Source organism: Bradyrhizobium sp. HKCCYLS1011 (genome assembly GCF_051167795.1).
In the GTDB taxonomy this organism is placed as follows: domain Bacteria; phylum Pseudomonadota; class Alphaproteobacteria; order Rhizobiales; family Xanthobacteraceae; genus Bradyrhizobium.
The window spans coordinates 794,174-806,971 of the sequence record NZ_JBNPTT010000004.1; the positions used below are offsets into that span (position 1 = coordinate 794,174).

The 12,798-nt window shown below is 65.8% G+C and carries 11 protein-coding genes; all 11 read left to right on the forward strand.

Translation table 11 applies throughout. The annotated features are described in order from the left end of the window. The first annotated feature begins 52 nt into the window (after positions 1–52). The 11 genes from ACQR1W_RS16665 (at position 53) to mmsA (ending at position 12,794) form a co-directional block, all read left to right on the forward strand. Entirely contained in the window at positions 53–1,612 is a 1,560-nt protein-coding gene (locus ACQR1W_RS16665) for a sugar ABC transporter ATP-binding protein (RefSeq protein WP_434851772.1), read from the forward strand. After that, on the forward strand, positions 1,609–2,601 hold the full coding sequence (locus ACQR1W_RS16670; RefSeq protein ID WP_434851773.1) for an ABC transporter permease: 993 nt from the start codon (positions 1,609–1,611) through the stop codon (positions 2,599–2,601). The genes ACQR1W_RS16665 and ACQR1W_RS16670 overlap by 4 nt, the downstream gene beginning before the upstream one ends. Next, entirely contained in the window at positions 2,598–3,578 is a 981-nt protein-coding gene (gene yjfF / locus ACQR1W_RS16675) for a galactofuranose ABC transporter, permease protein YjfF (RefSeq protein WP_008972502.1), read from the forward strand. Before ACQR1W_RS16670 ends, yjfF begins: the two co-directional genes overlap by 4 nt. Further along, on the forward strand, positions 3,575–4,315 hold the full coding sequence (locus ACQR1W_RS16680) for a FadR/GntR family transcriptional regulator (protein WP_008972501.1): 741 nt from the start codon (positions 3,575–3,577) through the stop codon (positions 4,313–4,315). Before yjfF ends, ACQR1W_RS16680 begins: the two co-directional genes overlap by 4 nt. After that, entirely contained in the window at positions 4,312–6,063 is a 1,752-nt protein-coding gene (locus ACQR1W_RS16685; RefSeq protein WP_434851774.1) for an IlvD/Edd family dehydratase, read from the forward strand. The genes ACQR1W_RS16680 and ACQR1W_RS16685 overlap by 4 nt, the downstream gene beginning before the upstream one ends. Before the next feature lie 8 nt (positions 6,064–6,071). Further along, positions 6,072–7,001 (forward strand): dihydrodipicolinate synthase family protein, encoded by a 930-nt coding sequence (locus ACQR1W_RS16690; protein WP_434851775.1) that lies wholly within the window; start codon positions 6,072–6,074, stop codon positions 6,999–7,001. Next, positions 7,001–7,927: a Gfo/Idh/MocA family protein gene (locus ACQR1W_RS16695; protein ID WP_434851776.1), complete on the forward strand. Its 927-nt coding sequence runs from the start codon at positions 7,001–7,003 to the stop codon at positions 7,925–7,927. Before ACQR1W_RS16690 ends, ACQR1W_RS16695 begins: the two co-directional genes overlap by 1 nt. A 4-nt stretch (positions 7,928–7,931) precedes the next feature. Next, positions 7,932–9,008, forward strand: coding sequence for an aldose epimerase family protein (locus ACQR1W_RS16700; RefSeq protein ID WP_434851777.1), 1,077 nt, complete (start codon positions 7,932–7,934; stop codon positions 9,006–9,008). After that, the gene (locus tag ACQR1W_RS16705; RefSeq protein ID WP_434851864.1) at positions 9,008–9,889 is read left to right on the forward strand and encodes an SMP-30/gluconolactonase/LRE family protein; all 882 of its coding nucleotides are present in this window, start codon (positions 9,008–9,010) and stop codon (positions 9,887–9,889) included. The genes ACQR1W_RS16700 and ACQR1W_RS16705 overlap by 1 nt, the downstream gene beginning before the upstream one ends. 109 nt (positions 9,890–9,998) lie before the next feature. Then, positions 9,999–11,069, forward strand: a complete 1,071-nt coding sequence (gene chvE, locus ACQR1W_RS16710; protein ID WP_434851778.1) for a multiple monosaccharide ABC transporter substrate-binding protein — start codon at positions 9,999–10,001, stop codon at positions 11,067–11,069. Between the two features lie 153 nt (positions 11,070–11,222). Next, the gene (gene mmsA, locus ACQR1W_RS16715) at positions 11,223–12,794 is read left to right on the forward strand and encodes a multiple monosaccharide ABC transporter ATP-binding protein (protein WP_434851779.1); all 1,572 of its coding nucleotides are present in this window, start codon (positions 11,223–11,225) and stop codon (positions 12,792–12,794) included. The last annotated feature ends 4 nt before the right edge of the window (positions 12,795–12,798 follow it).

Here is a 12,798-nt window from a genome sequence, read left to right on the forward strand (position 1 = left end):
ACATCGCTTGGCGTCCGCGCATTGCGCGGGCGCCGGCGGGAGTGACCTTGCAATGCAGGCCCCTGCAATGCAGACCAATGTCGATCTCGCCTCGCCGCTGCTCGAGGTGCGCGGCCTCAGCAAAAGCTTTGGCGCGCTCAAGGCGTTGCAGGAGGTCGACTTCACATTGCGTGCAGGCGAGATCCATGCGCTGCTCGGCGAGAACGGCGCCGGCAAGTCGACCTTGATCAAGGTCGTGACCGGTGTGTTCGCGCGTGACGCCGGCGTGGTCAGACTCGCAGGCACCGAGATCGCGCCGCGCTCGGCCAAGGCCGCGCTCGATGCCGGCATCGCCACTGTCTATCAGGAAGTGAATCTGCTGCCGAACCTGTCGGTGGCGCAGAACCTCTATCTCGGCCGGCAGCCGACGCGCTTCGGCGTGGTGCGCGAGGCCGAGATGCGGCGGCGCGCCAAGGCGCTGCTCAACGGCTTCGGCCTCGATATCGATGTCGGCGCGCCGCTGTCGAGCTATTCGGTCGCCATCCAGCATGTCACCGCGATCGCGCGCGCAGTCGATCTGTCCGCCCGCGTGCTGATTCTAGACGAGCCGACCGCGAGCCTCGACCGCCACGAGGTCGAGATCCTGTTCAAGGCGATGCGCCAGCTCGCCGCTGGTGGTATCGGCATCGTCTTCGTCAGTCATTTCCTCGACCAGGTCTACGAGATCTGCGATCGCATCACGGTGCTGCGCAACGGCCGCCTGATCGGCGAGCGTGAGACCGCCTCGCTACCGCGGCTCGAATTGATCCGGATGATGCTGGGACGCGAGCTCGCCGAGACCACGGAGACGCGGGCGCCGGCGCACTCGGGCGCCATGGGCGAGGTCTGCGCTAGCTTCAAGGGCTTTGGCAAGCAGGGCTACGTGGCGCCGTTCGATCTCGAACTGCGGCACGGCGAGGTCGTCGGTCTCGCCGGCCTGCTCGGCTCCGGCCGCACCGAGACGGCGCGGCTGATCTTTGGCGCCGAGCGCGCCGACTCCGGCGAAGCCGAGGTCGACGGCCAAGCGGTCAGGCTGAACTCGCCACGCGACGCCTCCAGGCTCGGCTTCGGCTACTGCCCGGAGGAACGCAAGACCGAAGGCATCGTCGCCGATCTCACCGTGCGCGAGAATATCGTGCTGGCGCTCCAGGCACGGCGCGGCCTGCACCGGCCGCTGTCGCGCCGCGAGCAGGACGAGATCGCGATGCGCTTCATCCGCCTGCTCGACATCCGCCCGCCGGATCCGGAGCGGCCGATCGGCCTGCTCTCGGGCGGCAATCAGCAGAAGGCGCTGCTGGCGCGCTGGCTCGCCACCGAGCCGCGTCTGTTGCTGCTGGACGAGCCGACCCGCGGCATCGATGTCGGCGCGCATGCCGAGATCATCCGCCTGGTACGGGACCTCTGCGACCAGGGGCTGGCGCTACTCGTCATCTCCTCCGAGCTCGACGAGATCGTGACCTATTCCAACCGCGTCGTGGTGCTGCGCGATCGTGCCCATGTCGAGGAGCTCAAGGGCGAGGCGGTCGAGGTCTCCAGCATCCTGGCCGCGATCGCGGCCGACGGCGCGACCGCAGCGCAAGGGGCGGTGCCATGACGCTCCGCCTGCCGCGCCGTGGTCTTGCGCAAGCGCTCGCGCTGATCGTGATCCTGCTCGCCGATCGCCTGGTGTCGCCGCAATTCTTCAACCTGCATCTGCAGGACGGCCGGCTGTTCGGCTCCGTCATCGACGTGCTCAACCGCGGCACCCCGGTGGCGCTGCTCTCGCTCGGCATGGTCCTGGTGATCGCGACCGGCGGGATCGATCTGTCGGTTGGCGCGGTGATGGCGATTGCCGGCGCCACGGCCGCGAGCCTCGCCGACGCGCATTCCTTGCCGGTCGTGCTGCTGGCGGCGCTGGGTGTCGGTCTGCTGTGCGGCCTTTGGAACGGCATCCTGGTCGCGGTGCTCAGGATCCAGCCCATTGTCGCCACCCTGATCCTGATGGTGGCCGGGCGCGGCATCGCGCAGCTGATCACGGAAGGGCGCATCGTCACCTTCACCTCGCCCGACCTGGTGTGGCTTGGCAATGGCGCGGTGCTCGGCCTGCCGACGCCGGTCGCAATCGCGATCGGCATGCTGCTGCTCACGGCGGCGGTGGTGCGCGGCTCGGCGCTCGGGCTCCTGATCGAGGCGACCGGCGGCAATGCGCGCGCCAGCGAGCTCTCCGGCGTCGGCACCCGCGCCATGATTCTAGCGGTCTATGTCTGGTGCGGCATCTGCGCGGCGCTGGCCGGCGTGATCGCGGCCGCCGATATCATGGGCGCGGATGCCAACAATGCCGGGCTCTGGCTCGAGCTGGATGCGATCCTCGCCGTGGTGATCGGCGGCACCTCGCTGTTCGGCGGTCGTTTCAGCCTGGTGCTGGCGGTCGCGGGCGCGCTGATCATCCAGGCGATGAACACGGGCATCCTGCTGTCCGGCTATCCGCCGGAGCTCAATCTGCTGGTCAAGGCGGTGGTCGTGCTCGCGGTGCTGCTGGTGCAATCGCCGCGGCTGTCCGATCTCTCCGGCATCATGGCGCGGTGGCGGAGCAAGAAGCCATGAAACGTCTGTCGCCGATCGCGATTACCGCGCTGGTGCTCGTCGCCGGCTTTGCGCTTTGTGCGCTGCAATTTCCCAATATCGCCTCCACGCGCGTGGTCGCCAATCTGCTCACCGACAATGCCTTCCTCGGCATCGTCGCGACCGGCATGACCTTCGTGATCATCTCGGGCGGCATCGATCTGTCGGTCGGCTCGGTGATCGGCTTCACCACGGTGTTCGTGGCCTTGGCGATCGAGCGCTGGGGCATCCCCCCCTATCTCGCCTTTGCCATGGTGCTCGGGCTGTGCGCGCTGTTCGGTGCGGCAATGGGTAGCATCATCCATATTTTCGACCTGCCACCCTTCATCGTCACGCTGGCCGGCATGTTCCTGGCGCGCGGCGTCAGCTTTCTGCTCTCGACCGAGTCGATCCCGATATCGGCGCCGATCTATTCGACCGTGTCGGATTTCGCGATCCGGCTCCCCGGGGGCGGGCGGCTGACCGCAATCGCGATCGCGATGCTGGTGGTCCTCGTCGCCGGTGCGTGGCTCCTGCATCTCACGCGGTTCGGCGCCAATGTCTATGCGCTCGGCGGCAGCCGTGCCACCACGGCCCTGATGGGCATCCCGGTCGGGTCGATGACCGTCCGAATCTATATGCTGTCCAGCGTGCTCGCGGGTCTCGCCGGAATCGTCTTCTCCTTCTATACTGCGGCCGGCTATTCACTCTCCGCCGTCGGCGTCGAGCTCGACACCATCGCCGCGGTGGTGATCGGCGGCACGCTGCTCACTGGCGGACAGGGCTCGGTGATCGGCACCTTCCTAGGGGTCCTGATCCAGGGCATGATTCAGACTTATATCAATTTCGACGGCACGCTTTCGAGCTGGTGGACCAAGATCGCGACCGGCGTCCTGCTGTTCGCCTTTATTGGCCTGCAGCAAGGACTGATTGCACTGTCACGCCGCTCGGCGGCCAAAACCGCGAGGGCTCACGCATGACCTCGCATATCGTCGTCATTCCGACCCGCCGGGCGCATTCCAACCACGCGGAAGTGGCGCGCAGCATCGGGATCGATATCATCTCCGGACGCTATTCCGAAGGCACGCGGCTGCCGGGCGATGCCGAGCTGACCGCCATGTTCGGCGTGTCGCGGCCGGTGCTGCGCGAAGCCGTGAAAACGCTCGTCGCCAAGGGCCTGCTTTCGACCAAGGCCCGGGTCGGCACTGTGGTGCGCGAGCGCGCGGCCTGGAACATGTTCGATCCTGACGTGCTGGCCTGGCATCTCGATGCCGGCATCAACAGGCGCTTCCTGTCCGATCTTGCTGAAATCCGGCTTGCGGTCGAGCCGCGCGCCGCCGCGCTCGCTGCCGAACGCCGCAGCGAGAATGATCTCGACGAGATGCGCAAGGCGATGGAGCGGATGCGGCGCGAGCCATCGACCTCGATGGCCTTCGCGGAGGCCGATCTCAGCCTGCATGTCGCGGTCGCCAATGCTGCCGGCAATCCGTTCATGCGTTCGATTGGCGCCGTGATCGAGGCGGCGCTGCGCGCTTCGTTCGTGCTCAGCGCGCCGGTCGAGACCGCCGATCGTGAGACCGTGCTGGTCTGGCACCAAAGCATCGTCGATGCGATCGCCGCCTGCGATGCCGAAGCGGCATCCGCTGCGATGATCGAAGTCATTCACAACGGCCGGCGCCGCCATGCGCAGTCGGTCGAACAAGCGGATCAGGAATGAGCAACGACAATTCAAAGCAGGCTGATCGGAAGAAACCGCTGCGCAGCCAGGCGTGGTTCGGCCGTCAGGACAAGATGGGCTTTTATTATCGCTCATTCCTGAAGAACAGCGGCACGCCGCAGGACCGGTTCGAGGGCCGGCCGGTGATCGGTATCTGCAACACCTGGTCGGAGCTCACGCCCTGCAACGCGCATTTCCGTGTCATCGCCGAGCATGTGCGCCAGGGCGTGCTCGATGCCGGCGGCTATCCACTGGAATTTCCGGTCTCCTCGCTCGGCGAGGTGACGATGCGCCCGACCGCGATGCTGTTCCGCAATCTCGCCTCGATGGATGTCGAGGAGGCGATCCGCGCCCATCCGCTCGATGGGGTCGTGCTGCTGATGGGCTGCGACAAGACCACGCCGGCGCTGCTGATGGGCGCCGCCTCGGCGGATCTGCCGACCATCGGCGTCTCAGGTGGCCCGCAGCTGCGCGGCGTCTATCGCGGCCAGATCATCGGCTCCGGCACCAACATCATCTCGATGAGCGAGCAGCTGCGCGCCGGCGAGATCACCTTGGCTGAATTTCATGAAGCCGAAGCAGCGATGAACCGCTCGGCCGGCAGCTGCATGACCATGGGCACGGCCTCCACCATGGCCTCGATGGTGGAAGCTCTCGGGATCGGCCTGCCTGAGAACGCCGCGATTCCGGCCGCTGATGCGCGCCGCAACCTGTTAGCGCGCATGTCCGGTCGTCGCATCGTCGAGATGGTCGGCGAAGATCTCAAGCCGTCGGACATCCTGACCCGCGCCGCCTTCGAGAACGCGATCCGCACGCTTGCTGCGATCGGCGGCTCGACCAATGCGGTCGTGCATCTGCTCGCGATCGCCGGTCGCCTTGGCGTCGAGCTGTCGCTTGAGGATTTCGACCGGCTGTGCCGCGACGTGCACTGCCTGGTCGACCTGATGCCCTCCGGCCGCTTCCTGATGGAGGACTTCTATTATGCCGGCGGCCTGCCGGCGGTGCTGCGCGCACTCGGCGAGCGCGGGCTGCTGCACAAAGATGCCCCCACCGTCAACGGCAAGACGCTGTGGCAGAATGTGGAGTCGGCGCCGAACTGGAACTCGGAGGTGATCACGCCGTTCGAGACTCCGTTCAAGACTGAAGCCGGCATCGCCATCCTGACCGGCAACCTCGCGCCCAACGGCGCCGTCATCAAGCCGTCGGCGGCCTCGCCGGAACTGATGCGCCACACCGGCCGCGCCGTTGTGTTCGAGAGCGTCGAGGAGATGCATGACGCCGTCGATGACGAGAGCCTCGACATCGATGCCTCCTGCATCATGGTGCTGAAGAATTGCGGCCCGAAGGGCTATCCGGGCATGGCTGAGGTCGGCAACATGCCGCTGCCGGCCAAGCTGCTCCGCCAGGGCGTGCGCGACATGATCCGCATCTCCGACGCCCGCATGTCCGGTACGGCCTACGGCACCGTGGTGCTGCACGTCGCGCCGGAAGCAACCGTCGGCGGCCCGCTGGCGCTGGTGAAGAACGGCGACATGATCACGCTCGACGTCGCCGCACGCTCGCTGCACCTGCATGTCAGCGACGAGGAACTCGCCACCCGCCGTGCCGCCTGGAAGCCGCCCAAGCCACATGCCGCGCGCGGCTATCAGAAGCTTTACGTCGATCACGTGCTGCAGGCCGATCGCGGCGTCGACTTCGATTTCCTGGTCGGGCGCAGCGGCTCGCCCGTGCCGCGCGACAATCACTAGAGGTGTTCATGACTGCATCCGTCAACCCGCGTTATCAAGGCGTCTTCCCGGTCGCGCCGACCGTGTTCGATGCCGATGGCCGCCTCGACCTCGAAGGCCAGAAGCGCGCGATCGATTTCATGATCGATGCCGGCTCGCACGGCATCTGCATCCTCGCCAATTTCTCCGAGCAGTTCGTGCTGACTGATGACGAGCGCGACACGGTGATGACGACAGTGCTGGAGCATGTCGCCGGCCGTGTGCCGACCATCGTGACGACCACGCATTTCTCGACCTTCGTCTGCGCCGAGCGCTCGCGCCGCGCCCAGGAGAAGGGCGCCGCGATGGTCATGGTGATGCCGCCCTATCACGGCGCCACCTTCCGCGTGCCGGAGGCATCGATCTACGAGTTCTACAAGGGCGTGTCGGACGCGATCTCGATTCCGATCATGGTGCAGGATGCGCCGGTCGCCGGCACGCCGCTGTCGGTGGCGTTCCTGGCCCGCATGGCCAAGGAGATCGAGAACCTGGCTTATTTCAAGGTCGAGGTGCCGCGCGCCGCAGAGAAGCTGCGCGCGCTGATCGAAGCCGGCGGCACCGCGATCGAGGGGCCGTGGGATGGCGAGGAGGCGATCACCCTGATGGCCGATCTCGACGCCGGTGCAACCGGCGCGATGACCGGTGGCGGCTATCCCGACGGCATCCGCCAGATCACCGATCCTTATTTCGCCGGTGAGCGCGACAAGGCGATCGACGCCTATCAGCGTTGGTTGCCGCTGATCAATTACGAGAACCGGCAGGCCGGCCTTGCCGCCTGCAAGGTACTGATGAAGGAGGGCGGCGTGATCCGGCACGACACGCTGCGCGCGCCGCAGCCGCCGATGCATCCGGCGACCCGCGCCGGCCTGATCGAGATCGCGCGCCGGCTCGATCCGGTCGTGCTGCGCTGGGGGCGGTAATGGCCGAGCTTCGCGTAGCCATTGTCGGGTTCGGCAAGATCGCGCGCGACCAGCATGTCCCCGCGATCAACGCCACCGAGGGCGTGACGCTGGCGGCGGTCGCAAGCCGCAATGCCTCGCTGCCGGGCCTGCCGCATTTCAGCACCATCGAAGAGCTGTTGCGCAATGGACCGGAGATCGATGCGGTCGCGCTGTGCACGCCGCCGCAGGTCCGCCGCGCCCAGGCCGTTGTGGCACTCAAGGCCGGCAAGCATGTGATGCTGGAGAAGCCGCCTGGCGCAGCCGTCAGCGAACTCGATCCGCTGGTGGCGCTTGCGGCCGCGCAAAAGCGCACGCTGTTTGCGACCTGGCATTCCCGTTACGCGCCGGCGGTCGAGCCCGCGCGCAACTGGCTCGCGCGCCGGCGCATCAAAAGCGTCAAGATCGACTGGAAGGAGGACGTGCGGGTCTGGCATCCGGGGCAGGCCTGGATCTGGGAGCCCGGCGGGCTCGGGGTGTTCGATCCCGGCATCAATGCGCTGTCGATCCTGACCCGCATTCTGCCCGAGCCGGTGTTCGTCACCTCGGCCGAGCTGTCGTTCCCGTCCAATCGCGCCGCGCCGATTGCAGCCAATCTCGCGCTCACCGATACCGGCGGGCTGCCGATCGCAGCCGAGTTCGATTTCCGCCAGACCGGGCCGCAGAGCTGGGACATCGTGGTCGACACCGATGACGGCCGGCTGAGACTGTCGAGTGGCGGCGCAAGGCTGGTGGCGGGCGACGAGGTGCTGGTCGACGAAAAGGAGGCCGAATACCCCGGGCTCTATCGTCGCTTCGTCGAACTGACCGCGCACGGCGCCATCGACGTCGATCTGGTGCCGCTGCGGCTGGTGGCCGATGCGTTCCTGCTCGGCGGCCGCCGCATCGTCGAACCATTCGAGGACTAAACGCATGGCGGGCGCACGCATCATCGAGGACGTGTTCGGCACCTTGCCCGATGGGCGTGCTGTCGATCGCGTCGTGCTGCGCGGCGAGCGCGGCTTCGAGGCGCGTATCATCACCTATGGCGCGGCGCTGCAGGCGCTGATCGCGCCGGATGCCGGCGGCGCGTGCGACGACGTCGTGCTCGGCCATGACGACATCGAAGGCTATCTCGCGCATCGCCAGTATTTCGGCGCCACCGTCGGCCGCTACGCCAACCGCATCGCGAATGCGCGCTTCGAGCTTGACGGCGAGACGGTCCGGCTCAGTGCCAATGATGGGCCACACGCGCTGCACGGCGGCCCTGATGGCTTTGATCGCAGGCTGTGGCAGATCACCAAGGTCGAGGACGGCCCGCAGCCGGCCGTGACCTTGCTTTATGTCAGCGCTGATGGTGAGGCGAACTATCCCGGCCGGCTCGATGTTCGCGTCACTTATCGGCTGACCGCTCCCACCGAGCTGTCGGTGGAGTTCACGGCGAAGACCAGCCGTCCGACCATCGTCAACCTGACCAATCACAGCTTCTTCAATCTGGACGGCGTGTCGGCGCAGACCGACATTCTTGATCATCGGCTGACGGTCGCCGCCGACCATTTCCTGGGGATCGATGAGACCGCAATCCCGCTGCCGGGGCTGCCGCGTGCGGTCGAGGGGACGCCGTTCGACTTCCGCGAGGCGACTGCCATCGGCGCACGCATCCGCGCCGACGACACGCAGCTCCGTAACGGGCACGGCTACGACCACAATTTCTGCCTGCGCGGCGGCGGGTTGCGGCTTGCCGCGTGCCTGGAGGCGCCGCGCTACGGCCGCGTGATGGAGCTCCTGACCGACCAGCCCGGCCTGCAGGTCTATTCCGGCAACTATCTCGACGGCACCAAGGGCGGCAAGGGACGGCTGCATCGACAGTCCGATGCGCTCTGCCTGGAACCGCAGGTCTGGCCCGACGCGCCGAACCGGCCGGATTTTCCGAGCCCGCGCCTCGTGCCGGACCAGACCTACAAGCACAACATTGTGTATCGCTTCTCGACCTCCGGAGCTGGCGCATGATCGAGCAGGTGCCGACGTCCGTTCTCTGCGCCGAGCGCTGCCATCTCGGCGAGGGCCCGACTTATGATCCCGCAACTGACACCGCCTGGTGGTTCGATATCCGCGAAGGCCTGCTGTTCGAGGCCAAAATCGGCAGCGGCGAGGTGCGCCGCCATGTGCTCGGCAAGATGGCCAGCGCGCTAGGGCGGATCGATGCCGCACGCCAGCTGATCGTCACTGAGGACGGGCTCTATATCCGGACCGTCGCCGATGGCGCGCTGTCGTTGTACCTGCCGCTGGAAGCGGACAATCCGGCGACACGCTCCAACGATTCCCGCGTGCATCCGAGCGGCACGTTCTGGATCGGCACCATGGGCCGCAAGGCCGAGCGCGGCCTGGGTGCGATCTATGCGCTGCATCGTGGCGAGCTCAAGCGGCTGTTTCCGAACATCACCATTCCCAACGCGATCTGCTTCAGCGCCGACGGTTCGGTCGGCTACTTCGCCGACACGGACGAGAACGTGCTCTATCGCGTCGCGCTCGATGCCGCGACAGGCCTGCCGCTGCAAGCGCCGACCGAGCTGATCCGGCATCGTGGCATCGGCGGCCTGGATGGCGCCGTGGTCGATGCCGAGGATCGGATCTGGAATGCGCGCTGGGGCGGCGGCTGCGTCGACGTCTACAGCCCGCAAGGCGAGCACCTGCGCTGCCTGAAGGTGCCGGCGAGTCAGGCCAGCTGCCCGGCCTTCGTCGGTCCTGATCTGTCGCGCCTGCTCGTCACCTCGGCGTGGCAGGACATGGACGAGGCGGCCAAGGCCGCCGATCCGGAACATGGGCGCACCTTCCTGCTGGAGGTCGGCGCGCGCGGCCGCGCCGAGCCCGACGTCAAGCTCTCAAGCTAAGAGGAGGATCGTTCAGCAAGGCAATTCGCTGCTACCGAGCTATCCTGGAACTGCAATCAGAGATCGCACGTTCGTTTGTTCAAAGTCGAGAAGACAAAGGGAGTGAAATATGTTGAAACTGAAGACCATCGTGGCCGCGGCGCTCGCCGGCCTCGGCACCGTCGCGCTGTCCGGCGCGGCCATGGCCCAGAGCAAGCCGACCATCGGCATCGCGATGCCGACCAAGTCGTCGGCGCGCTGGATCGACGACGGCAACAACATGGTCAAGGTGCTGAAGGAGCGCGGCTACAACACCGACCTGCAATATGCCGAGGACGACATCCCGAACCAGCTCTCGCAGGTCGAGAACATGGTCACCAAGGGCGCCAAGGTGCTGGTGATCGCCGCGATTGATGGTACCACTCTGTCAGACGTCTTGAAGCAGGCCAAGGACAAGGGCGTCACCGTGATCGCCTATGACCGCTTGATCCGCGACACGCCGAACGTCGACTACTACGCGACCTTCGACAACTTCCAGGTCGGCGTGCTGCAGGCGCAGTCGATCGTCGACAAGCTGGGCTTGAAGGACGGCAAGGGGCCGTTCAACATCGAGCTGTTCGGCGGTTCGCCGGACGACAACAACGCCTACTTCTTCTACAACGGCGCGATGTCGGTGCTGCAGCCCTATCTCGACTCCGGCAAGCTGGTCGTCGCCTCGGGCCAGAAGGGCATGGACAAGGTCGCCACGCTGCGCTGGGACGGCGCCACCGCCCAGGCCCGCATGGACAACCTGCTCAGTGCCTATTACGGCAACAAGCGGGTCGACGCGGTGCTGTCGCCCTATGACGGTCTCTCGATCGGCATCATCTCGTCCTTGAAGGGCGTCGGCTATGGCAGCGGCAACCAGCCGATGCCGGTCATCTCCGGACAGGATGCCGAGGTGCCGTCGGTCAAGGCGATCCTGCGCGGCGACCAGTACTCGACCATCTTCAAGGACACCCGCGACCTTGCCAAGGTGACCGCCGACATGGTCGATGCCTCGCTGAGCGGCAAGCAGGTGCAGGTCAACGACACCAAGACCTACAACAACGGCGTCAAGGTGGTGCCTGCCTATCTGCTCAAGCCGGTCGTGGTCGACAAGAGCAATTGGGAGAAGGTCCTGCTCGACAGCGGCTACTACAAGAAGTCGCAGGTCGAGTGATCTTGCTCTAAATTCCCTCTCCCCCTTGCGGGGAGAGGGGGCAGGCTGAGGGAAGCCTCCGTGACTTTCGCGGAGGCTTCTGCTCACCTCTTCCCGCAGGCGGGGTGAGTTGAAGGCGGGGGAGATGGAAGTCTTGGACAGGGACACAAAACGATGACCGCAATCCTGGAGATGCGCAACGTCAGCAAGAGCTTTGGCAATGTCCAGGCGCTGCGTGACGTCAGCTTCACGGTCGAGCCAAGCGAGATCCACGCCCTCGTCGGTGAGAATGGCGCCGGCAAGTCGACCCTGATGAAGGTGCTGAGCGGCGTGTATCCGCATGGCCGCTATGAGGGCCAGATCATTTTCGAAGGCGAGGAGCGGCGTTTCCGCGACATCAATGATTCCGAGGCGCTTGGCATCATCATCATCCATCAGGAACTCGCGCTGATTCCGCTGATGTCGATCGCCGAGAACATCTTCCTGTCGCACGCCCCGTCGCGCTTCGGCGTGATCGATCGCGACGAAGTCTACCGGCGCACCCAGCAATTGCTGGCCCAGGTCGGCCTGAAGGAGTCGCCCGATACGCTGATCACCGATCTCGGCGTCGGCAAGCAGCAGCTGGTCGAGATCGCCAAGGCGCTGTCGAAGCGCGTTAAGCTGTTGATCCTGGACGAGCCGACCGCGAGCCTGAACGAGGCCGACAGCCAGGCGCTGCTCGACCGGCTCGTGACCTTCCGCGAGCAGGGGATCTCCTCGATCCTGATCACCCACAAGCTGAACGAAGTCGCCCGCGTCGCCGATCGCATCACGGTGCTGCGCGATGGCCGTTCCGTCGATGGCATTGATTGCCGGGCCGAGCCGGTCCTGGAGGACCGGATCATCAAGAGCATGGTCAATCGCGACATGGCGCATCGCTTCCCGGAGCGGCAGCCGAAGATCGGTGAGCCCGTCTTCACGGTCGAGAATTGGTCGGTCTATCACCCGCAGCATCCCGACCGCCAAGTCATCAAGAATGTCAATTTCGAGGTGCGCCGCGGCGAGATCGTCGGCATTGCCGGCTTGATGGGTGCCGGCCGCACCGAATTCGCCATGAGCCTGTTCGGCCGTGCCTGGGGCACCCACATCACCGGCAGCGTTCGGCTCGAGGGCCACGACGTCAATCTCTCCAGCGTGCCGGCCGCGATCGATGCCGGGCTTGCCTATGTCACCGAGGACCGCAAGCAGCTCGGCCTGATCCTGGCCGACGACGTCCGTAAGAACATCACGCTGGCGAGCCTGTCTCAGGTCGCGCCCAAGGGCGTGGTGGACGACATCGCGGAACTCAAGGCGGCGTCCGGCTATCGTGGCCGGATGCGGATCCGCTGTTCGGACGTCTATCAGGAAGTCGGCCAGCTCTCGGGCGGCAACCAGCAGAAGGTCGTGCTGTCGAAATGGCTGATGACCGATCCCAAGGTGTTGATCCTGGACGAACCGACGCGCGGCATCGACGTCGGCGCAAAATACGAGATCTATTGTATCATCAACGAGTTGGCGGAGGCCGGGCGCGGCGTGGTGGTAATCTCGTCGGAAATGCCGGAGCTGCTCGGCATCTGCGACCGGATCTGCGTCATGAATGACGGCGCCTTTGTCGGCGAATTTGCCGGCCACGACGCTACGCAGGAGAAAATCATGCGTGCTATCATGCGCAACGAAGCAATCAAGAACCAGCAGGACGACCGCCTCGTGGCGCGGGTGGGAGGATAAGAAT

What these genes read in the sequence shown, in the direction of transcription:
- ACQR1W_RS16690 (WP_434851775.1), top strand. Translation starts at nt 6,072, where the DNA reads ATGACTGCATCCGTCAACCCGCGTTATCAAGGCGTCTTCCCGGTCGCG.
- mmsA (WP_434851779.1), top strand. Translation starts at nt 11,223, where the DNA reads ATGACCGCAATCCTGGAGATGCGCAACGTCAGCAAGAGCTTTGGCAAT.
- ACQR1W_RS16685 (WP_434851774.1), top strand. Translation starts at nt 4,312, where the DNA reads ATGAGCAACGACAATTCAAAGCAGGCTGATCGGAAGAAACCGCTGCGC.
- ACQR1W_RS16680 (WP_008972501.1), top strand. Translation starts at nt 3,575, where the DNA reads ATGACCTCGCATATCGTCGTCATTCCGACCCGCCGGGCGCATTCCAAC.
- ACQR1W_RS16700 (WP_434851777.1), top strand. Translation starts at nt 7,932, where the DNA reads ATGGCGGGCGCACGCATCATCGAGGACGTGTTCGGCACCTTGCCCGAT.
- yjfF (WP_008972502.1), top strand. Translation starts at nt 2,598, where the DNA reads ATGAAACGTCTGTCGCCGATCGCGATTACCGCGCTGGTGCTCGTCGCC.
- chvE (WP_434851778.1), top strand. Translation starts at nt 9,999, where the DNA reads ATGTTGAAACTGAAGACCATCGTGGCCGCGGCGCTCGCCGGCCTCGGC.
- ACQR1W_RS16695 (WP_434851776.1), top strand. Translation starts at nt 7,001, where the DNA reads ATGGCCGAGCTTCGCGTAGCCATTGTCGGGTTCGGCAAGATCGCGCGC.
- ACQR1W_RS16670 (WP_434851773.1), top strand. Translation starts at nt 1,609, where the DNA reads ATGACGCTCCGCCTGCCGCGCCGTGGTCTTGCGCAAGCGCTCGCGCTG.
- ACQR1W_RS16665 (WP_434851772.1), top strand. Translation starts at nt 53, where the DNA reads ATGCAGGCCCCTGCAATGCAGACCAATGTCGATCTCGCCTCGCCGCTG.